Raw genomic sequence first — 18,938 nt, forward strand, 5'->3', positions numbered from 1 at the left:
TCAACGTCCTCGTTTGACCTGATTGAACGGCACGCCGCGATCCGCGGCGTATTCGCGGGGCATGCCCAGCACCCGTTCGCTGATGATGTTGCGAGCCATCTCGGTGCTGCCACCGGCCAGGCTCCAGGCGTTGCGGAACAGGTAGTCCAGGCCGATCCGCGCGATTCCGGGTCCGTCCGCGTCCCCGGTCACCGCCGCCGAGCCCGCGATCGTCATCGCGGAATCGGTTTGCTGCCAAGTGGTTTCGGCACCGAACAGCCGGACGACGGATCCGGCGGCCGGAGGCATCGCACCACTGGAGATGGCCTGGGTGACATGGTCGATCAGCTGATTGCGGACCACGTTCATCATCCGTGCCGCACCGATGTCCTCGCGAACCCGCGGATCGTCCAGACGGCCGGTGTCGCGGGCCAGATCGACCAGGACGTTCGTATCCGCGCCGAGGTGGGGGCGTCGGCCGCTGGTGTACGGCGACGTGCCGCCCATCGCCGCGCGTTCGTGCACCAGCAGCCGCGATGTCGCCGCCCAACCGCCGCCGACCTCGCCGACCACGGCGTCGGCGGGCAGCCGGACGTCGTCGAAGAATTCCTGGCAGAACTCGGTGGCTCCGGTGACCTGTTTGATCCGCTGAATGCTCACCCCGGGCGCGTGCACCGGGACCAGGAACATCGTCAGGCCGTTGTGCTTGGGCGCATCCCAGTCGGTGCGGGCCAGGCACAACCCGTAGTCCGCGCCGTACGCACCCGAACTCCAGATCTTGGAGCCGTTGAGAATCCAATCGTCGCCGTCGCGATCCGCGCGAGTGGTCAGGCCCGCCAGATCCGATCCGCCCTTGGGTTCGGACAGGAATTGCGCGAGGATCTCCTCGCCCTTCAGCACGGCGGTCAGATGTGTGCGCTTCTGCTCCTCGGTGCCGAGTTCGGCGAGGGTGGCCGCGCAGATGGCCAGGGTGGGCACGTTCAGCTCGAGCGGCATCTCGTAGCCGAGCGACTCCTCGGTGAAGGCGCGCTGATGAGCGAGTGTGAGCCCTTGTCCGCCATAGGCTTTCGGGAAGCAGATGCCCGCGAAGCCGCCCTCGGCCAGGATGCGCTGCAACCGGCGGGCGCGATCCCAGCTCTCGTCGTCGGGGACGCCGAGCCGGGACTGCGAGGCGGGCGGGAGGTTCTCCTTCAGCCAGCGCCGGGCCCGGTCGCGGAAGGCGTCGACCGGTTCGAGTTCGGTGGTTTCGGGTGCGGTGCTCATGCGGCGCTCCGGACGAGTAGGTCGGTGATGCGGCGGTGGTGCTCCTCGGGCGTGCCGTACAGGGCCCGGCCGAGAGTGACCCGCCGCAGGAACAGGTGCAGATCGTGTTCCCAGGTGACGCCGATGCCGCCGTGGATCTGCACGCAGTCCTGCACGATGACCGGCGCTTTCCCGCTCACGTACGCCTTCGCGACGCTGACGAGTTCCGCCGCGGTGGACGGGCTGTCGTCGATGGCCACCGCCGCGGCGCGGGAGGTGGCCTCGCACGCCTCGAGCCAGGTCTTGTTGTCGGCCATGCGATGTTTGAGGGCCTGATAGGAGGCCAGCGGGCGACCGAAGGTGTAGCGGTCGAACATCCACTCCACGGTGGCGTCGAAGGCGCGGCGGGTGGCCGCGGTCGATTCCGCGGCGGTCAGCGCGGCGGCGATGTGGAGCTGGGATCGCACTGCGGCCGTGGCGCTTTCGCCGCTCTGCACGACCGCGTCCGCGCCGACTGCCACATCGTCGAACTCGACCCGTGCGGTGCGCCGGACCAGATCCAGCGTCCACGTCGGGGTGACGGTCACCCCGGGACTGTCGGTGCGGACGAGCAGTTGGATCGGCCCGTCCGGACAGGCCGCGGTGACCAGCAGGACATCGGCGGTATCCCCGGCCTCGACGCGGTCCTTGCAACCGGTGAGGCGGTATCCGTCGCCGTCGGGTTCGGCGCGTGTGTGGCCCGGGGCCAATTCGAGCCCGTGCTGCGGTTCGTACAGCGCCCATGCGGCGATCAGATCGCCCGCGACGATCTCGCCGATGACCTCGGCGAACCGGTCGCCCGCGGCCACGAGGCCGGACAGTACGGCGCTGGTGGGCAGCAGCGGTCCCGGCGCGCAGGCACGGCCGAATTCCGTGGCCACCAGGCCCAGTTCGGTCATCGGCCGCCCGGAGACCGAACCGCCGCCCAGGCTCTCGGGCACCAGCATGGCCGTCCAGCCCAGCTCCGCGCCCCGCCGCCACCAGTCGCGGTCGAATCCCGTTGCGGTGTCGGCGAGTTCGCGAATCACCGGAATAGATGCGGTGCGGTCGAGGAACTCGCGGGTGGTGGTCTGGAACAGCAGCTGATCGCCGGTCGGTTCCGCAGTCATGGTTTACGGTCCTCCACTTCGTAGCGATCCTCATTTGACGGCCCCGGCTACCAATGTGAGAATCAGATCATCAGTTAATGAGAGTAGCATTCTCGTGAGTCGGATGGACGGTGCAGGCACCGCCGCCCGAAGGGAGTCAGCAGTGGTGAACGACGTCACGTCGACGGACTTTTTCCTGGGGCGCGAGCTCCTCGAGGACCCGTACCCATACTTCGACGCCCTGCGGGCGCAATGTCCCGTCACCAAGGAGAATCACCACGGCGTCTACATGGTGACCGGGTACGACGAGGCGCTCGAGGTGCTCAACGATCCGGAGAAGTTCTCCTCGGTCACCTCGGTGACCGGGCCGTTTCCGGGATTTCCGGTCCCGCTCGAGGGCGATGACATCAGTGGGCTGATCGAGAAACACCGCGACGAGCTGCCCTTCAGCGATCAGCTGCCGACCCTGGATCCGCCGGTGCACACCCAGCACCGCGGTCTGCTGATGCGGCTGATCACGCCCAAGCGGCTCAAGGAGAACGAGCAGGCGATGTGGTCGATCGCCGATCGGATCCTGGACGAATATCTCGCCGCCGACTCGGCCTGCTTCATTCGGGATTTCGCCGGCCCGTTCACGCTGTACACGATCGCCGATCTGCTCGGCGTCCCGCCGGACGATCAGGAGCAGTTCCTGTACACCCTGCAGCGCGATCCGCATCGCAGCGAGGGCAGTGCCATCGGCAGCACCAAAGGTGATGCCATGCAGGAGAATCCGATCGAGTTCCTGTACGAGAAATTCTCCGCCTACATCGAGGACCGGCGTCGCGAACCGCGCGGGGACGTGCTGTCCAGCATGGCCGAAGCGACGTTCGCCGACGGCACCGAGCCGCCGGTGCGCGATGTGGTCGCGGTCGCGGCGAACCTGTTCTCCGCCGGTCAGGAGACCACGGTCCGGCTGCTCAGCTCGGCGCTGCGGGTGATCGCCGAACAGCCCGAGATCCAGCGGCTGCTGCGCGAGGATCACTCCCGGATCGGCAACTTCCTCGAAGAGGTGTTGCGCACCGAGAGTCCGGTGAAGGGCGATTTCCGGCTCTCGAAGGTGCCGGTCACCGTGGGCGGGGTGGATCTGCCCGCCGGGACCACACTGATGGTCGTCAACGGCGGGGCCAACCGGGATCCGCGCAAGTTCACCGATCCCTCGACCTTCGATCCGCAGCGTTCGAATGCGCGCCAGCACATTTCGTTCGGACGCGGCATTCACACCTGCCCGGGTGCGCCGCTGGCTCGCGCGGAATCGCGGGTGGCGATCGAACTGCTGCTGAAGCGCACCAGTGACATCCGCATCGATGAGCGGGTGCACGGCCCCGCCGATGCGCGCATCTACAAGTACGTGCCGACGTTCGTGCTGCGCGGTCTGACCGAGCTGCATCTGGCATTCGACATCGCTGAAAGTGAGGCGTAAATGAAGGTTTCGATCGATGCGGACCGCTGCCGCGGCCACGGGATCTGCCTGGGTATCTGCCCGGAGGTGTTCGAGCTCAGCGACGACGGGTACGCCGAGGCGGGGCCGGACGTCGCTCCGGAATTCGAGGACGCGGTGCGTGAGGCCGCTCAGGCATGTCCGGAACAGGCCATCGTCGTGAGCTGATCGCGCGGGCGTGGCACAGCCGAGTTCGATCGGAGGGAGCGCGAGATGCGTGAGACCGGTACATCGTCCGATTCCGGTGCGGCCGAGGGGGATCGGACGCCCGGTGCGGCGGCGCCGCTGACGCCCGGATGGCATGCCGAGCGGACGCCGGATCGTCCCGCGGTGGTGCTCGCCTCGAGCGGTGAGGTGGTGACCTATGCGCAGTTGGAGGACCGCTCGATCCGTTTCGCACGGGCCTTGCGCGCGCGGGGGCAGAAGGTCGGCGACCATATCGCGATCCTGCTGGAGAACAATCGGCAGTTCCTCGAGATCGCCTGGGCGGCACAGCGTTCCGGGCTGTACTACACCGCGGTGAACCGGAACCTGACCGCCGGCGAGGTGCAGTACATCCTGGACGACTGCGGCGCCACGGCGCTGGTGACGAGTGAATCGCTCGCCGAGGTGGTGTCGGGTCTGGACCTGTCCCGGGTTCCGATCCGGATCTGCGCGTCCGGGCGCATCGAGGGGTTCGAGGACTACTCGCAGGTGCTGGCCGGGTCCTCGGGTGAACCGCTGGGGCCCGAGGAGTGCGAGGGCCGCGAGATGCTCTACTCCTCGGGAACGACCGGGCGGCCCAAGGGGATTCGCAAACCTCTTCCGGCCACGCCACTGGGTGATCCCGAGGCCCCGCCGGTCCAGATCGCCCGGGGCCTGCTGGTGAGCGGCGCCCGGGAAGACGCGGTGTACCTCTCGCCCGCGCCGCTGTATCACGGTGCGCCACTGGTATTCTCGATGTCCTGGCAGCGGATGGGCGCCGTCGTGATCGTGATGGAGCGCTTCGATCCGCGGCTGTATCTCGAACTGGTCCAACGGTATCGGGTGACGCACACGCAGCTGGTGCCGACGATGTTCGTGCGGATGCTGCGGCTCGCGCGCGAGGAACGTGAGCGCTACGACCTGTCCAGTCTGGTGGACGTGGTGCATTCGGCCGCGCCGTGCCCGGTGCCGGTCAAGCGGCAGATGCTGGACTGGTGGGGCCCGATCATCAGCGAATACTATTCGGGCACCGAGGATGTGGGGAACACCTACATCTCTGCGGGGGAATGGCTCGCGCATCCCGGCTCGGTGGGCAGGCCCGCGCAGGAATGTCACATCGTCGGCGAGGACGGTGCGGAGGTGCCGGTCGGACAGGTCGGCGTGGTGTACTTCGCCGGTGGCCGCGGGTTCGAATATCACCACGATGCGGCCAAGACGGCGTCGGTCACGCACGAGAAGGGCTGGCGCACCCTCGGGGACATGGGCTATCTCGACGAGGACGGTTATCTGTACCTGACCGACCGGCAGGCGCACATGATCATCTCCGGCGGCGTCAACATCTATCCGCAGGAGGCGGAGAACATCCTGGCCTCGCATCCGGCCATCGCGGACGTCGCCGTGATCGGCGTTCCCGACGAGGAGATGGGCGAGTCGGTGAAAGCCGTTGTGCAACTGGTCGATACCGCTGCCGGGGACGCTGCGCTGGCCGATGAGCTCATCGTCCACTGCCGTGCGGAACTGGCCGCCTACAAGTGCCCCCGCACGGTCGATTTCGTGACCCAGCTGCCGCGCGACCCCAGCGGTAAGCTGTACAAACGTCAACTGCGGCAGCGCTATTGGGAAGGCCACGACAATCTGGTGCGCTGAGGGTGCGGCCCGGTCAGGGGGTGGGCATTGCGTCCGCTTCGGCCGGGCCGGGGTCCGAATGCACTTGGCTGCGGCCGCGCGCGACGACCGCTGCTCTGCGAGCGGCGATATCGCTCGTGCCCGGACGCCAGGTTTCGGCGAGGATGCCCTCGAGCAGATGCGCCTCGGTCAGCGTGGCCGTATCGGCGACCCGGTCGTAGTGCCCCAGGAGTTGCTGTACCGCACGGGGATCGTTGCCCGCGATGTCGCCCGCGAGGCGCTGCGCGAAGGGGAGTAGGTCCTGGTGTGGCACAACGTGATTCACCAGGCCGAGGCGCAGCGCTTCCGCGGCGGTGAGGAAGTTGCCGGTGAGCGAGAGTTCGACGGCCTTGCGGGCGCCGACCGTCGCGGCGAGCAGGACCGTCGCGCCGCCGCCGGGCATGACGCCCAGGCGGGCGTGGGTGTCGGCGAAACGGGCGCGATCCGACGCGATCAGGAAGGTGCACTGCAGGGCCACCTCGAGGCCCCCGGTGACGGCCGCGCCGTTGATCGCGCCGATGACGGGTTTGCCGATCGGCGGCAGGAATCGGAACAGGCCGTTGGTATCGCGTCCGGGGCCCTGGCCCGGCGGCCGCAGGGGCGGCATGGTTCCACCGGCTGCCTCGGTGAGATCCACGCCCGCGCAGAAGACGGGATCCGCGCCGGTCAGCACGATGACATCGATTCCGGGATCGTCCCCGGCCGTGGTGACCGCATCCCACAGCGCGTCCATCAGGGCGCGGCTGAGCGCATTGCGCGCGGTGGGGCGATTCAGCGTGAGGGTCGCGACGCGATCCGCGGTCTCGACCCGGACCAGGGCATCGGTCATGGGGCACCTCCGAACTGTGTGGGCGGGTTGCCGCCGCACTCGCTCACTCCGTTTGCTGGACGAGAGTGAATATACTGTTCTTACAATAGGAGAATACAGTTTTCGAAAGGTGCTCCGGATGAAGGTCGACGCCACCATCGCGGGTCTGAGTGTGGCCGCCACCCGCGCCCGCGAGCTGGAAGCGGACGGATTCGACGGACTCTGGGCCGGGGAGCTGAATCAGGATCCGTTCCTGGCGCTGGCCGTGGCCGCCGAGGCCACCGAAGGTATCGGCCTGGGCACCTCGATCGCGGTGGCCTTCGCCCGCTCGCCGATGACGCTGGCGTACACCGCCGACGATCTTCAGCGCCATTCGCACGGTCGGCTCACCCTCGGACTCGGCTCGCAGGTGCGGGCGCATGTCGTGCGGCGGTTCGGGATGCCGTGGGGGCGGCCCGCCGCGCAACTGCGCGAATACGTGCTGGCGCTGCGGGCGATCTGGTCCTGCTGGCACGAAGGCGCCGCGCTGGCTTACGAGGGCGAGTTCTACCGGCACACCCTGATGCCGCCGGATTTCGTTCCGCCGCAGCATGATTTCGGCCCGCCCCCGGTCCTGCTGGCCGGGGTGGGCGAGGCGATGACCCGGGTCGCCGGTGAGGTCGCCGACGGGTTCCTGTGTCACGGCTTCACCACCGCCCGTTGGTTGCGGGAACGCACCGTCCCCGCGCTGCGCGAGGGCCGTGCGCGCGTCGGCGCCACGATGGACGGATTCGACATGGTGGCAACGCCTTTCGTCGTCACCGGCACCGAAGCCCAGATCGCCGCCGCAATACCCACGCTCCGGCAACGCATCGCTTTCTACGCCTCGACCCCCGCCTATCGCGGCATCTTCGAACTGCACGGCTGGGCGGAAACCCGCGAGCAGCTCACTGCCCTGTCCAAGGCGGGCCGCTGGGACGAGATGGCACGCCTGATCACCGACGAGATGCTGGATGCCTTCGCGGTCATCGCCCCACCGGACGAACTGCCGTCCCGCATCGCAGATCGCTTCGGCGGCTTGCTCACTCGTCTGTCGCTGACGCTGCCACCGAGTTTCGACCGAGCCGAGGCCGCCGACCTCGCCCGCCGAATCCGGGAGGAATGCACGCTCCGGGAGGCCAGTGCCTCGTCCGGATAGGCCGGTGCCGGCACGCCAACCACCCGGAAGATTGAGACTAGGACTGCTCACCATCGGGATCGATCGTAGTGATCACATCGCCAGGCTCTACATTATGGGAGATGGGCTCGGAAAAAATGATCGAGAAATGATTCGGGGCGACCGAGGACGTGTGAATATGCATTCCGGTCATCACCCCGCGGTAAACCCGGCCATCGCGCTTGGTGAGTTCCACTCTCTGTCCGACTGTGAACTCCCCTTGGACAAATCCGGTAACTATGGGCAGCTTTTGGAAGCTTACCCTGAATACGTCGTCCACCTCGAATTTACTCAACCTGCTCACTTTCCTCCGTTGGCGATGTACTTTGCCCAGAATGCATCCTCGGCAGCGTAGGCCTGAGCCTCGAGTCCAGCGCTTGTTCCCGTGCCGATTTGCGTTCCGCTGGCGTACTGATCCACGTGAACCTTCTCATGCACCAGGGTGCGCATCAGCGTCTCGGGGTCGGAGAACGCCGAGGGGGCCAGTGTGATGTCGTTGCCGGTCGTGCTTCCGACCGCTTTCTCGGCATCGTAATATCGGATGTCGTCGGCGGATGTGCCGAGGTGTACATTGACACCTTTCAGGTCGACGCCCGCCTTCGCAGCGTATTCTTCGATCGTTTCCTGGGTTATAGGGAGGTGGTCGCCACTCTCCATGATGTCCTTGCTCAGTCGGCTGGCACTCCGGGAGAACAGCTTGCCGTCCCGGTAGCCGCCGCCTCGTGCGAAGATGCTCAGGTTTGTCCGAGCTTCGTCGACCCACTTCTGGACACGCTGAAGAATTGGCCTCGCCCGTTCGAGCAACGGTGTGAGCGTTTTGGAAACTATTTCCCCGGAGCGGGCGATCAAGGCGCTGATGAACCCTTTGATCTTCTCCGCCTTCTGGGCGATGCGACCGGCATAGGCGGCGTTGCCGACCCATTCGGAGAGAGTGCCGGTGAAGGGTGCCAAGATGGCGAAGGCGGCTTCGAAGGCGACCGCTTCTTCGACGAATTCGGCCAGCTCGTCGACGGCCTTCTTTTGTGCGTCGTCGAGATTTTGGGCGTAGTCGTTGCAGGAGTCGCCCAGTTTCTGGCAGATATCGGCAAGATCGGTGAAGTCGGTTTTACGTTGGTTACAGGAGGCGACAGCGGTGTCGATCTCGGGAGACTGGTTGTTGCTGAGCAACCCCACGGCGCTGGTCACCGCGGTAGCGAGGGTGCGGTAGTCGGAGGCCGCAGTGTGCCAGGCGTCGGCTGCGGCGTGCAGTTGGATCCGGTTGCCGTTCGGCCAAGCATTACTGACCAGGTCTTGTACGACGGACCAGCCGAACGGCACGTCGATGCCGCCTCCAGCGGCCGGGGAGACAGTCGTGCCCAGGGTGATGTCGGGTGTCAGCGTCGGTTTGGCCGGCGACGTGGCGGTCGAGTGGTTGGCTGTGGCTTCGGTGACAGCGTGGTTGTAGACGCCGACCGCGATCAGGTTGCGGGTTTGCACACATGCTTCGGCCAACGTCGCCGAGGTCCCGATCGCCGCTTGCGCTGCCTGGTCGTAGGTGGTGGCCCACTGCTTGCCGGCGTCATCGACTCCGGCCATGCCGCTGTAGTAATTGAGCACCGCGAGCAGGGCGTTGTGAGTGTCGGAGGCGTCAACGCCGATCTTGGCGAATTCCTCACCGGCGTCGTGGTAGTCCTGGGACCGGAACACGATGTTGGGCACCGTCGGCGCGGGCACAGGTGTTTTTTTCGGCGGCGGCTTCGCCAGCGTCGGCGGGGGGTTGTCCGGCGCAGGGGTCGGTACTGGAGCAGGTGCGGGCGAGGTGGGTGGCGGGTTGGAACGGTTCCCGGCGTGGCCGCTTTTGTCGGTGGTGTCGGTGGTGTGGTCATTGTGGCCACATCCCATGGTTGGTGGGCCCGACTGTCTGGTACGCGGTCAATGCGTCAGCGAGCTTTTGTCGCAACGTCGCCAACGCCTCGTTCATGTCGGCGACGGCTCGGATCCGGTTGTCGTGCGCTGTCTTGTGGGCGTCTGCGGCGTCACCGGTCCAGGTGACATGCAAATCGCTGATGCGCTGGTCGATCTCGGTGATGTTCTGTTCGATGGACGATTTCAGCGTTGCGGTGTCGTCGATCAATTTCGCGAGTCCGACGAGGTCGACGCGATAATCGGTGGCCACTTCCATGCCTGTCCGGGACCCCGCGCTAGATCGGCGGCAGGTTCAGGCTCGAGCCTGCCTGGCTGATCGCAGTCGCCTGGTTGGTGTCGGTCGTGGTGTAAGTGTTTGCGGCGGTGTGCAGGGCGCCGACGTCGGTGTAGAACGAGCCGACGGTGCGCCGTGCGCCGTCGGCCCAGGGGTCTTCGTGTGAGGTCGCAGCGATGCCCTGCCAGTCGCTGCCGAGGAAGCTCGATATCGCCTTGACGTGCGCCTCGATGGCGGTGGACATGTCGTCAGCTTGCTGCTGCAGCCATTGCGCAGTCTGGTGGACCGTCGCCGGATCAACTTCCATTCCCGCCCCGTCTCTACATGTTCTCAATTTGTCAGCCGACCACTCAGGCACCACGGGCACCACGGCTCCAGATCTATGTCTGTGGTCACACTGCTGGTCAAGTTCAGCGAGCTTCATTTGGGTGGGTGCAGGAAGTTCACCAGACACCCCGGGGCAGTGCGCCGTCGCCCAGGCTCATTGCGTGATGCAGCACCACGTCGGCTGTCGGGCGACCCGCCGCTCGCGCAAAGCAGCTGCTGCGCTCTGGGCTTTTGTCGATACCGGCCGCGTCGTGCCGGATGTCAGCAAGCCACGGTGATCGTCGATGACTCCACTCCCCGGTAACAGGCTCCGGCAACCGGTTGGCCGGCATGAGGAGTCGGATGCCGCGAACAATCGGGACCGGTGCGCGGTGTACGGAATGCCCCGCCGCGCAACGATTCTGATGATGGTCAGCTCACTCAGGGAGTTCGGCTACTCCCCCGGGTGGCGCGCGCCGTCCGGCGCTCCGGCACCGCCTCGGTCACTGCGTCAGCGTGAAACCGTCGTAGTCGTCGGCGGCGACTTGGTCGCATTTCTCGCGATATGCTCCGACGCCGCCGATGTACGCGTACATCACCCTCGGCTTGCCGGGCACATTCGAGCCCACGTACCAGGAGTCGACCTTCGGATACAGCGTCATATTGCCCGCTTCGTCGACGTGCCGAGTCCATTCCTGCTCCGCGTCGACCTCGGCCTCCATGCTCGTGACGCCCTTGGCGCGCAGCGCGTCGATCGCGTCCGCCACCCAGTCGACGTGCTGCTCGATGGACACCATCATGTTCGACAGGACCGAGGGGCTACCCGGGCCCGTGATCGTGAAGAGGTTCGGAAAGCCCGCCATGGCGAGACCGAGGTAGGTGATGGGCCCGGCGGCCCACTTCTCCCGCAGCGACGCACCGTCCCGGCCGCGAATGTCGATCGCGTCCAGCGCACCGGTCATCGCGTCGTATCCGGTGGCGTAGATGATGTCGTCGAACTCGAAACTCTCCTGCGTCGTCGCGAGTCCGGACTCGGTGACCTCGGTGAGCGGGGTCGCGCGCACGTCCACGAGCCGGACATTGGGACGGTTGAAGGTCTGGTAGTAGTCGGTCCCCAGAACCGGGCGCTTGACGCCGAAGAGGCCGGCGGGCTGAAGTAGCCGGGCGACAGCCGGATCCGTCACCATCTCGGCGATTCGGTCGCGGATGAACTGGGCGGCGGTCTCGTTGGCGGCCTCGTCGGCGAGCAGGTCCGTGAATCCGACCAGCATGCTGACCAGTTCGCTGTTCTTGTCCTCCCACACCCTGCGGTAGAAGGCATTTCGTTCCTCTTCGCTCACCTCGAGCGCCCCCTTGGTGGCCTCGGGCTGGGCGATGCCGAAGCCCGATTCCCGGTTGGCCTTGCGCACTTCGCGATAGCGCGACTTGATCCCGCGTTGGAATTCGGGGTCGATCGGGTGATTGCCTGCGGGCAGAACATAGTTCGGGGTCCGCTGGAACACGGTGAGCTGCTCGGCCGCTTCGGCGACCAGCGGAATAACCTGCACCCCGGAGGAACCGGTGCCGATCACCGCGACCCGCCGGCCGGTGAAGTCCACCTCCTGCTCGGGCCAGTTGCCGGTGTGGAAGCTGCGGCCCCGGAACGTCTCGATGCCCGGAACCTCCACCATCTTCGGCACCGACAGACAGCCGGTCGCCATGATCGCGAACCGTGCCGAGACGACCTCGCCCCGATCGGTCGTGATCCGCCACCGCGCGGCGGACTCGTCGTAGACCGCGGCGGTGACCCGGGTCTGCAACTGCACGTCCTTACGCAGATCGAAACGATCCGCGACGTGGTTGATGTAGCGGAGCAACTCCGGCTGCGGCGGCAGCTTCTCCGTCCACTCCCACTCCTGCTCGAGCTCCGGGTCGAAGGAGTAGTTGTAGTACATACTCTTCACGTCGACGCGTGCGCCCGGATAGCGGTTCCAGAACCATGTGCCGCCGAGTCCGTCGCCCGCTTCGAACACCTGCACCGAGAGCCCGAGTTCGCGCAACTTGTGCAGCATGTGGAGCCCGGCGAATCCGGCTCCGACGACGACGGCGTCGATCTCGCGAGCCTCCTGCCCGGTCGAGAATGTGGAGTGCTCCGAGGTCGTTGTCATTCCTGCCCCCTCATGTCGCTGCGGCTCGGTTGATGTCACGAGCTCATCGGTGCGCGGATGAGCTCGCCGAGCGTCAGTTTTCCAGACCGGTACAGGCTGCAGGTTAGCGGAACATCCTTGCGCGCGTTCGTTGTTCCGCACAATGCCAGGTGAAACCGCTTGCCGGACATCACAACGCGAGTACGCCGATCGCATGTCGGTGCAGGATAAGAACTGCCGATGCCGTCATCGCGACTGCCAGTGCACGACAGGCGAATCCGCCATCCGCACGAGACGCGCCCGGTTGCGTCCGCCGTCACCACCGATAGCCCGGCAGCGGACGGCGGTGCGCGCGGACCGGGGCGCCGCGGCGTATCAGCGACCGTCGGTGTTCGGTGGGAGCCGGGTGGGCGGGGCTGCACGGCGGCCCTGGCGGGTGCCGTTCTCTATGGTGGACATGAGGTCTCGGGCTTGTTCGGCGGTGCGGTTCGGGCGCGGGGCCGTGGAGTCGACACCCGGGGTCTCGGCGAGTTCGGGGGCGAGACTGGCCTGGCGGCGGCGTTTGGGGAGGGCGGGTTTGCCCTGGCCCGACGCGGCCGGTCGGGGCTGCGGGGCGGTCATGACGGGCGCGGCGCCGACCGGGACCGCGGCCACGGGCTCGGGGGGAGGTGAAATCCGCTGCGGGGCATTCTCATCGGTGACCGGCTCGATGCTGACGCAGGAGTTCGGGATGAGGACGATGGCGCGGACGCCGCCGTAATCGGACTCGGTCAGGCGCACCGAGATGCCGTGGCGCGCGCCGAGCAGCGCGACGACGAACAGCCCCAGCCGGGAATCGGCCGACAGCGTGGTGACGGCGAAATCCGGTGGCCGGGCCAGCATCTCATTGGACCGACGCATGTCCTCGGGGCTCATGCCCATCCCCTGATCGCCGATCTCCACGGCCACCCCGCGCCCGACGACCGTGCCGGTGACATCCACGCGGGATTCCGGCGGCGAGAACGAGGTGGCATTGTCGACCAGTTCGGCCAGCAGGTGGATCAGGTCGCCGACCACATCGCCGAGGATGTACGCGTGTGGCATCCGGCTGGTGTGCACCCGGGCATAGTCCAGGGTTTCACCGACCGCGCTGCGGACCAGTTCCATCAGCGGCACCGGTTTACGCCACTGGCGGCCGGGTCGCCCGCCGCCGAGGATCAGCAGATTCTCGGCGTTGCGGCGTTCGCGGGTGGCCAGGTGATCGAGCCGGAAATACACGTCCAGAACGGCCGGATCCTCTTCGCCCCGTTCGGCTTCGTCCAGGATCTCCAGTTGCCGATGCACGACGAGCTGACTGCGGTGCGCGATGTTGAGGAAGACCGCGCGCACGCCCTCACGGGTGCGCGCCTCGGTGACCGCGGCGTCCACGGCGGCGGTGTGCGCCTGATTGAAAGCCTGTGCCACCGCGCCGATCTCGTCGCGACCGAAGTCGAGCCGCGCGGCGCGTTCCTCGGCCGAGACGTCCTCGCCGGCGCCGAGTCTGCGCATGGTCTCGGGCAGCGCGACCTCGGCCAGGGCGAGGGTTTCGGTCCGCAGTCGTTGCAGGCGTCCGATGATCCGGTTGGCCAGCAGTAGCGAGAGCAGGAATCCCAGTAGCGCCAGGCCTGCCATGCCGATTCCGACGATCAGTGAGTTGTGCGCGCGATGCGTACCCGAATCGGCGGATTGCCGCTGCGCGGTGGCATTGTGCTCCACCCACAGCTGCATCATCTGCCCCTCGACGGTGTCGGCGGTGCGCCGCCAATCGGCCAGATTCATCGGCAGCACAGCGGAATTGCCGGATCGCCCGGTCGCCGCCGGGTGCAGGATCGCGTCCTCCATATCGCTGAGCTGCCGCCAGTCCGGCGCGGCGACCATCTCGGCGATCCGCTTCTCGGTGGCCGGATCGGTCTCCACATATCCGGCCTGCACCTTGGCCAATTGCGTGTGATACCAACCGACTTGGTTGCGGTACTCGGTCAGCAGCGTCGGCGGCATGCCCGCGGTGGTCCCGGCCAGGGCGGTCAGCGAGATGGAGCGGGCCATCGCCTCCACGACGCCGAGCAGGTCCGCGGCGTGGGTGAGCTGGATGGCCGAGGCGATATCGGGCGCGGACTGCTCGATCGTGTAGGTGCCCTGATCCACGCCGTCCAGCAGGCGGCTGTAGAAGGTGTAGACGTCCGAGAGCGGTGCGGTGCCCGCGTCGACGCCCTTGCGCAGCAACGGAAGTTGCGTCTTGAGCGTGTCGAATCCCTGGAGGGTTCCGGCCACCGAGGTGCCCTGGGTCTTGGCGAACTGGACCTCGACCGGGATGATTCCGTCCAGCGCACTGTCGAAGGCGGTGCGCGCGGCCGGGAGCGCGCCCGGATCGATCCGCTGCCCGGCCAGCTTCCACAGCGACAGCAACCGCTCCTGCTCCACCGCGACGACGAGGTTGCGAGCCGGAGCCTCGTTGGCGCGCAGGTCTTCTGCGAAGTTCTCGGCACGATGTCCGGTGATCACCAGGTAGATGGCTCCGGTGATGCCGATGGCCAGCAGGACGAGGCTGGGGACGAGTGCGACGGCGAGGATCTTGCTGCGGATCCCCGCGAATCTGGCGGGTAGCACCGAGCCAATATAACGGAAAACCATAAAAAGTAATCAGCTCTCGCGGAGAGAATTCGCAGCTAATCGCCGGGATTCCGATGGTCGGCGGCGTCGATGGCGGTGGCGAGCGGGCCCAGGTCCGCATTCAGTTCCGCGGCGAGGTTGCGAGCTACCGACACGTCCTTGCGCAGGAATTCGCCCACCGACTCGGCGAACGCCGCCACCGACCCCTTGGCCGCGACACTGCCCAGCGCGCGTCCGGCGCTGCTGGCATGCGGCAGGGCCGACAGCAGCGCGGACTCCTCGACGCCGAGTTGTGTTGCCAGCCGCACCGATTCGGCCACCAGGCCGATCTGCGCGGCGAACAGCACATTGTTGACCAGCTTGACCCGCTGTCCCGAACCCAGCGGGCCCAGGTGCAGGATCGGATCCCCGTAGGACGCCAGCGCGGGCCGGATCCGCTCCAGCGCCGCGGCGTCCCCGCCGCCGAACAGGGTGAGCTGCCCGGCGGCGATATCGTACGGCCCACCGCTGACGGGTACGTCGAGCACCTCGATGTCATGGGAATCCGCCACCGCGGCAATGGCTTCCACGGTGCGCGGGCTGCCCGTGGTATGCACGGCCAGCACCGAGCCGGGCGGCATGGTCTCGAGCAGCGGCGTGTCCAGGCAGACCGCCCGCACCTGCTCGTCGGTGAACACGCAGATGATCACCGCGTCCGCCCGGGTTCCGGTGGCCGCGGGGAAGGGCACGGCCTGCGCGCCCAGTTCGATGATGGCCCGGCGCGCATCGGCGTTGCGGCCCAGCGCAGTCACCTCGTGTCCGGCCGCCACCAGCCGCTGGATCATGGGCCTGCCCATCCGGCCCGCACCGACGAATCCGATTCGCATCGCGTGTATCCCTGTCCGGCAGTCGAATTCAGCGTGGGTGCTGCATCATCGCGAGCGTCGCATCGGCCGCGGTGAGCACGATGCCGGGCTCGATGTCGGCGTCCGAGGCCAGGCCCGCGATCAGGCCGACATCCTTGCGCAGCAGAGTGGCCGCGTGCGCGGCGAGCACTTCGAGCGTGCCGCCACCGGTGATCCGGCCGAGGGCGAAGCTGTTCGCGGTGCCGTGCGTGATCACCTCGCCCAGGCGCGCCGCGTCGACGCCGAGCGCGTTCCCGAGGTCCAGGGCGCTCTTGGCGGTGGCCAGGTTCGCGGTGAACAGCAGGTTGTTGAGCAGTTTCGTGGTCTGCCCGGAGCCGACGCCGCCCAGGTGCACGATCGGGTCGGCATAGGTCGCCAGGACCGGCCGGGCCCGTTCGACCGCATCGTCGTCGCCGCCGACCATCACCAGCAGCCGCCGCGCCTCCGCGGCCATACCGCCGCCGCTGACCGGCGCGTCGATGAGCGAGACGCCCTGTGCGGCAGCCTTTTCGGCCAGTTCGCGGCAGGTGTCGGGGTGCACGGTGCTGTGAATTGCGACGATGCCGCCGGGCCGCAATCCGGCCAGTACGCCCTGTTCGCCCTCGAGCACCTGCCGCACATCGTCGTCACCGACCACGCACAGGCACACCAGATCACTGGCCGCGGCCAGTTCCGCCGGGGTGGCCGCGGACTTCGCGGCGGTGTCGGCGTAGGGCTCGAGCGACGCCGGACGGCGTGCCCAGAGCGTCGTCTCGAAACCCTCCTCGACGATCCGGCGGGCCATCGGGCCGCCCTGACTGCCCAGTCCGATGAATCCGACCCGCATGCGGTGCCTCCCTATCGAAAAATGCTCCTGCGCACCGCTGTTCGGTGGCGCGGTGATGATGTCTAGTTCTGCGGCGCGACCTCGGGCGCGGGCTGGGGCCGGTAGAACGTGGCCAGCAGTCCACCGGTCGCGACCACTCCGAGGATCAGGGCGACACCGCCGCCCGCCCACCCGGTGATCGCGATTCCGCCCGCGTGGTCCAGCGACAGCCAGCCGGGTCCGAGGATGCCCAGTGCCAGCGCCACGACGCCCAGTACGAGTACGTATTCATAGCCCTCTTTGAAGACGAAGAACCCGTTGGTGCGATGCGCCAGCAGTCCGGCGACCAGCATCACCGAGATCACCGCCGCGGCCGCGAACGAGGTCAGCAGGCCGAGGATCAGCAGCGCTCCGGCCGCGATCTCGGTCAGCACGCTCAGCCATGCCTGCAGGATCGGCCGGCGCAGCCCGAGGCCGCCGAACCACCCGGCGGTTCCGGCGATCTTCCCGCCGCCCAGCCAGTGGTTGACGCCGTGCGCGATCATGGTGCCGCCCAACACGATTCTTACCAGCAGTAACGCGACATCGGTCACGCTCATGACAACTCCTCCGATAACTCCGGCCGATCAGGTGTCGCTACGCAGCAGCAACGCCCCGCCCGGGGTCAGGCCGCCGCTGGAGACGACCGCGACGTGGGCGTCGGTGACCTGACGGGCCTCGCCCGCGCCGCGCAACTGCACGATAGCCTCGTGCAGCAGGCCCATGCCATGCGTGCGGCCGTGCGAGAGCTGGCCGCCGTGGGTATTGAGTGGCAGTAATCCGTCCCGGGCGATGTTCTTGCCGCCGTCCAGGAAGTCCTTGGCCTCGCCGATTCCGCAGAACCCCAGCGACTCGATCCAGGACAGGCAGTTGAAGCTGAACCCGTCGTAGAGCTCGGCCACGTCGACGTCGGTGGGACGCAGCGAGGTGCGGCTCCACAGATGCGCCGCGGGCCCCAGCGACTGCGGCTCGTGGGTCAGCGTGCTCTGATCCCAGTCGATGCGCTCGATGATCTGCGTGCCGACCGCCTCCACGAGCACCGGTTCGACGGGCAGGTCGCGTGCGGCGTCGACCGCGGAGACGATGACCGCGACAGCGCCGTCGCACGGCACGTCGCAGTCGTACAGGCCGAACGGAGTCGTGATGGTCCGCGCGGCGAGATAGTCCTCCATGGTCATCGGATCCCGGTACACCGCACTGGGATTCAACTCCGCGTTGGCGCGCTGGTTCAGAGCGATCCAGCCGAGCGTCTCGCGCGTGGTGCCGTAGCGGTGGAAGTGCCGCTGCGCGTTCTGCGCGAGAGTGTGCGCGGCCGAGGACGCGCCGAAGGGCATCTGCCAGCTCGTCGTGCGTCCGCCGCCCGGCGCGGGCACCTTGCCCGCACGCATGCGTTCGTTGAACGTGGCCTCCCACACCGTGCGGAAGCACAGCACGTGCCGGGCCAGGCCACCGGCGACCGCGAGCATCGCCGCGATCACCGAACCGCCGGGCCCGAACGTCTCGATGCCGCCGTTGTGCCAGGTCGGCCGCAGCCCGAGGGCCGCTTCGAGTGCGGTGACCCCGCCCTCGGCGAACCCGCCGAGATTGCCGCCGCCGGGATAGGTCGACAGGCCGTCGATATCGGCCATGGTCAGGCCCGCGTCGGCGACCGCCTGCTCGCAGGCGTCGATGGTCAGCTCGAGCGGTGGGCGCATCAGCCGCCGCCCGATCTGCGACATGCCGATTCCGGTGAGCGCGACCTTGTCCTCGAACTTCTCGGTCCGGACCATCGGCCGCACGTATTCGCCGAATCGCGCCGGGTCGATCTCGTCCCGCGGCAGCGGCGCGGGCTCGGACCGGGGCGCCGCAGGCCGGAACACCGGCAGCCAGACGTCGCCGTCGGCGAGGAAGGTGACCTCGACCCGCATGCCCAGCGTCAGCGAGTCGGGATCGGCGTCGATGATGTTGGTGGTCAGCCGAACTCGCGGATCGTCCTCGAGCGCGACCTGCGCGATGACGTAGGGCGCGGGCATGCCCGGCAGGCTGAACCGCTCGTTGACGGTGAAGCTCGACAGCGTGCCGAATCCGGACACCACCCGCACGCCCAGCTCGCGACTGCGGCAGTACCGGCAGATCGGCTGCGGCGGATGGATCAGTGCCGCACAGGATTCGCACTCCTGTATCCGCAGGTTGCCGTCTTCCCCGGAGGTCCAGAAGAACTCGTTCTCCAGGGTGAGCAACGGTAGCGGTCGTCCCGATTCCTCGGCCATCTCGCCTCCTTACCTTGCCGTGCTGCGTTGTGCTGCGTCGTGA

General features: G+C 67.4%; 17 protein-coding genes. 4 read left to right on the forward strand and 13 right to left on the reverse strand.

The genetic code is table 11. The annotated features are described in order from the left end of the window. Positions 1-1,242, reverse strand: a complete 1,242-nt coding sequence (locus K7711_RS25625) for an acyl-CoA dehydrogenase family protein (RefSeq protein ID WP_222971995.1) — start codon at positions 1,240-1,242, stop codon at positions 1-3. Further along, complete coding sequence (locus K7711_RS25630; RefSeq protein WP_222971996.1) at positions 1,239-2,369, reverse strand: acyl-CoA dehydrogenase family protein; 1,131 nt, start codon at positions 2,367-2,369, stop codon at positions 1,239-1,241. Before K7711_RS25630 ends, K7711_RS25625 begins: the two co-directional genes overlap by 4 nt. A 103-nt stretch (positions 2,370-2,472) precedes the next feature. On the opposite strand from K7711_RS25630, the gene K7711_RS25635 reads away from it, so the two are divergent. Genes K7711_RS25635 through K7711_RS25645 form a run of 3 tightly spaced genes read left to right on the forward strand, consistent with a single transcriptional unit; the run spans position 2,473 to position 5,658 of the window. Then, entirely contained in the window at positions 2,473-3,810 is a 1,338-nt protein-coding gene (locus K7711_RS25635; protein WP_235747759.1) for a cytochrome P450, read from the forward strand. Next, positions 3,811-3,996 (forward strand): ferredoxin, encoded by a 186-nt coding sequence (locus tag K7711_RS25640; protein WP_222971998.1) that lies wholly within the window; start codon positions 3,811-3,813, stop codon positions 3,994-3,996. A 45-nt stretch (positions 3,997-4,041) separates the two neighbouring features. Further along, on the forward strand, positions 4,042-5,658 hold the full coding sequence (locus K7711_RS25645; RefSeq protein ID WP_222971999.1) for an acyl-CoA synthetase: 1,617 nt from the start codon (positions 4,042-4,044) through the stop codon (positions 5,656-5,658). Between the two features lie 13 nt (positions 5,659-5,671). On the opposite strand, the gene K7711_RS25650 is transcribed toward K7711_RS25645, so the two are convergent. Next, on the reverse strand, positions 5,672-6,505 hold the full coding sequence (locus K7711_RS25650; protein ID WP_222972000.1) for an enoyl-CoA hydratase: 834 nt from the start codon (positions 6,503-6,505) through the stop codon (positions 5,672-5,674). Between the two features lie 118 nt (positions 6,506-6,623). On the opposite strand from K7711_RS25650, the gene K7711_RS25655 reads away from it, so the two are divergent. After that, the gene (locus K7711_RS25655) at positions 6,624-7,661 is read left to right on the forward strand and encodes a TIGR03617 family F420-dependent LLM class oxidoreductase (RefSeq protein WP_222972001.1); all 1,038 of its coding nucleotides are present in this window, start codon (positions 6,624-6,626) and stop codon (positions 7,659-7,661) included. A 37-nt stretch (positions 7,662-7,698) separates the two neighbouring features. Here K7711_RS25655 and K7711_RS25660 read toward each other — a convergent pair whose 3' ends face one another. From K7711_RS25660 to K7711_RS25705, 10 genes are all read right to left on the reverse strand, one after another. Continuing rightward, on the reverse strand, positions 7,699-7,875 hold the full coding sequence (locus tag K7711_RS25660; protein ID WP_222972002.1) for a hypothetical protein: 177 nt from the start codon (positions 7,873-7,875) through the stop codon (positions 7,699-7,701). Between the two features lie 104 nt (positions 7,876-7,979). Then, a complete protein-coding gene (locus K7711_RS48995) occupies positions 7,980-9,392 on the reverse strand; it encodes a WXG100-like domain-containing protein (protein WP_222972003.1) in 1,413 nt (470 codons plus the stop codon). Between the two features lie 148 nt (positions 9,393-9,540). Beyond that, positions 9,541-9,834: a WXG100 family type VII secretion target gene (locus K7711_RS25670; protein ID WP_222972004.1), complete on the reverse strand. Its 294-nt coding sequence runs from the start codon at positions 9,832-9,834 to the stop codon at positions 9,541-9,543. A 25-nt stretch (positions 9,835-9,859) separates the two neighbouring features. Beyond that, on the reverse strand, positions 9,860-10,102 hold the full coding sequence (locus tag K7711_RS25675; protein WP_222972005.1) for a hypothetical protein: 243 nt from the start codon (positions 10,100-10,102) through the stop codon (positions 9,860-9,862). Between the two features lie 565 nt (positions 10,103-10,667). Further along, positions 10,668-12,311 carry a flavin-containing monooxygenase gene (locus K7711_RS25680; RefSeq protein WP_222972006.1) on the reverse strand — a complete coding sequence of 548 codons (1,644 nt, stop codon included), beginning with the start codon at positions 12,309-12,311 and terminating at the stop codon, positions 10,668-10,670. 354 nt (positions 12,312-12,665) lie between these two features. Further along, positions 12,666-14,915 (reverse strand): sensor histidine kinase, encoded by a 2,250-nt coding sequence (locus tag K7711_RS25685; RefSeq protein WP_308014939.1) that lies wholly within the window; start codon positions 14,913-14,915, stop codon positions 12,666-12,668. Positions 14,916-14,974: 59 nt separating this feature from the next. Continuing rightward, positions 14,975-15,784, reverse strand: a complete 810-nt coding sequence (locus K7711_RS25690; protein WP_222972008.1) for an NAD(P)-dependent oxidoreductase — start codon at positions 15,782-15,784, stop codon at positions 14,975-14,977. 28 nt (positions 15,785-15,812) lie between these two features. Continuing rightward, positions 15,813-16,628, reverse strand: a complete 816-nt coding sequence (locus tag K7711_RS25695) for an NAD(P)-dependent oxidoreductase (RefSeq protein ID WP_222972009.1) — start codon at positions 16,626-16,628, stop codon at positions 15,813-15,815. Between the two features lie 62 nt (positions 16,629-16,690). Beyond that, a complete protein-coding gene (locus K7711_RS25700) occupies positions 16,691-17,206 on the reverse strand; it encodes a DoxX family protein (RefSeq protein WP_222972010.1) in 516 nt (171 codons plus the stop codon). A 27-nt stretch (positions 17,207-17,233) separates the two neighbouring features. Further along, on the reverse strand, positions 17,234-18,895 hold the full coding sequence (locus tag K7711_RS25705; protein ID WP_222972011.1) for a thiolase C-terminal domain-containing protein: 1,662 nt from the start codon (positions 18,893-18,895) through the stop codon (positions 17,234-17,236). Positions 18,896-18,938: the final 43 nt, after the last annotated feature.

It is taken from the genome of Nocardia coffeae (assembly GCF_019890715.1).
Classification (GTDB): Bacteria; Actinomycetota; Actinomycetes; order Mycobacteriales; family Mycobacteriaceae; genus Nocardia; species Nocardia jiangxiensis.

What these genes read in the sequence shown, in the direction of transcription:
- K7711_RS25625 (WP_222971995.1), bottom strand. Translation starts at nt 1,242, where the DNA reads ATGAGCACCGCACCCGAAACCACCGAACTCGAACCGGTCGACGCCTTC.
- K7711_RS25630 (WP_222971996.1), bottom strand. Translation starts at nt 2,369, where the DNA reads ATGACTGCGGAACCGACCGGCGATCAGCTGCTGTTCCAGACCACCACC.
- K7711_RS25635 (WP_235747759.1), top strand. Translation starts at nt 2,473, where the DNA reads ATGGACGGTGCAGGCACCGCCGCCCGAAGGGAGTCAGCAGTGGTGAAC.
- K7711_RS25640 (WP_222971998.1), top strand. Translation starts at nt 3,811, where the DNA reads ATGAAGGTTTCGATCGATGCGGACCGCTGCCGCGGCCACGGGATCTGC.
- K7711_RS25645 (WP_222971999.1), top strand. Translation starts at nt 4,042, where the DNA reads ATGCGTGAGACCGGTACATCGTCCGATTCCGGTGCGGCCGAGGGGGAT.
- K7711_RS25650 (WP_222972000.1), bottom strand. Translation starts at nt 6,505, where the DNA reads ATGACCGATGCCCTGGTCCGGGTCGAGACCGCGGATCGCGTCGCGACC.
- K7711_RS25655 (WP_222972001.1), top strand. Translation starts at nt 6,624, where the DNA reads ATGAAGGTCGACGCCACCATCGCGGGTCTGAGTGTGGCCGCCACCCGC.
- K7711_RS25675 (WP_222972005.1), bottom strand. Translation starts at nt 10,102, where the DNA reads ATGTCCACCGCCATCGAGGCGCACGTCAAGGCGATATCGAGCTTCCTC.
- K7711_RS25680 (WP_222972006.1), bottom strand. Translation starts at nt 12,311, where the DNA reads ATGACAACGACCTCGGAGCACTCCACATTCTCGACCGGGCAGGAGGCT.
- K7711_RS25690 (WP_222972008.1), bottom strand. Translation starts at nt 15,784, where the DNA reads ATGCGAATCGGATTCGTCGGTGCGGGCCGGATGGGCAGGCCCATGATC.
- K7711_RS25695 (WP_222972009.1), bottom strand. Translation starts at nt 16,628, where the DNA reads ATGCGGGTCGGATTCATCGGACTGGGCAGTCAGGGCGGCCCGATGGCC.
- K7711_RS25700 (WP_222972010.1), bottom strand. Translation starts at nt 17,206, where the DNA reads ATGAGCGTGACCGATGTCGCGTTACTGCTGGTAAGAATCGTGTTGGGC.
- K7711_RS25705 (WP_222972011.1), bottom strand. Translation starts at nt 18,895, where the DNA reads ATGGCCGAGGAATCGGGACGACCGCTACCGTTGCTCACCCTGGAGAAC.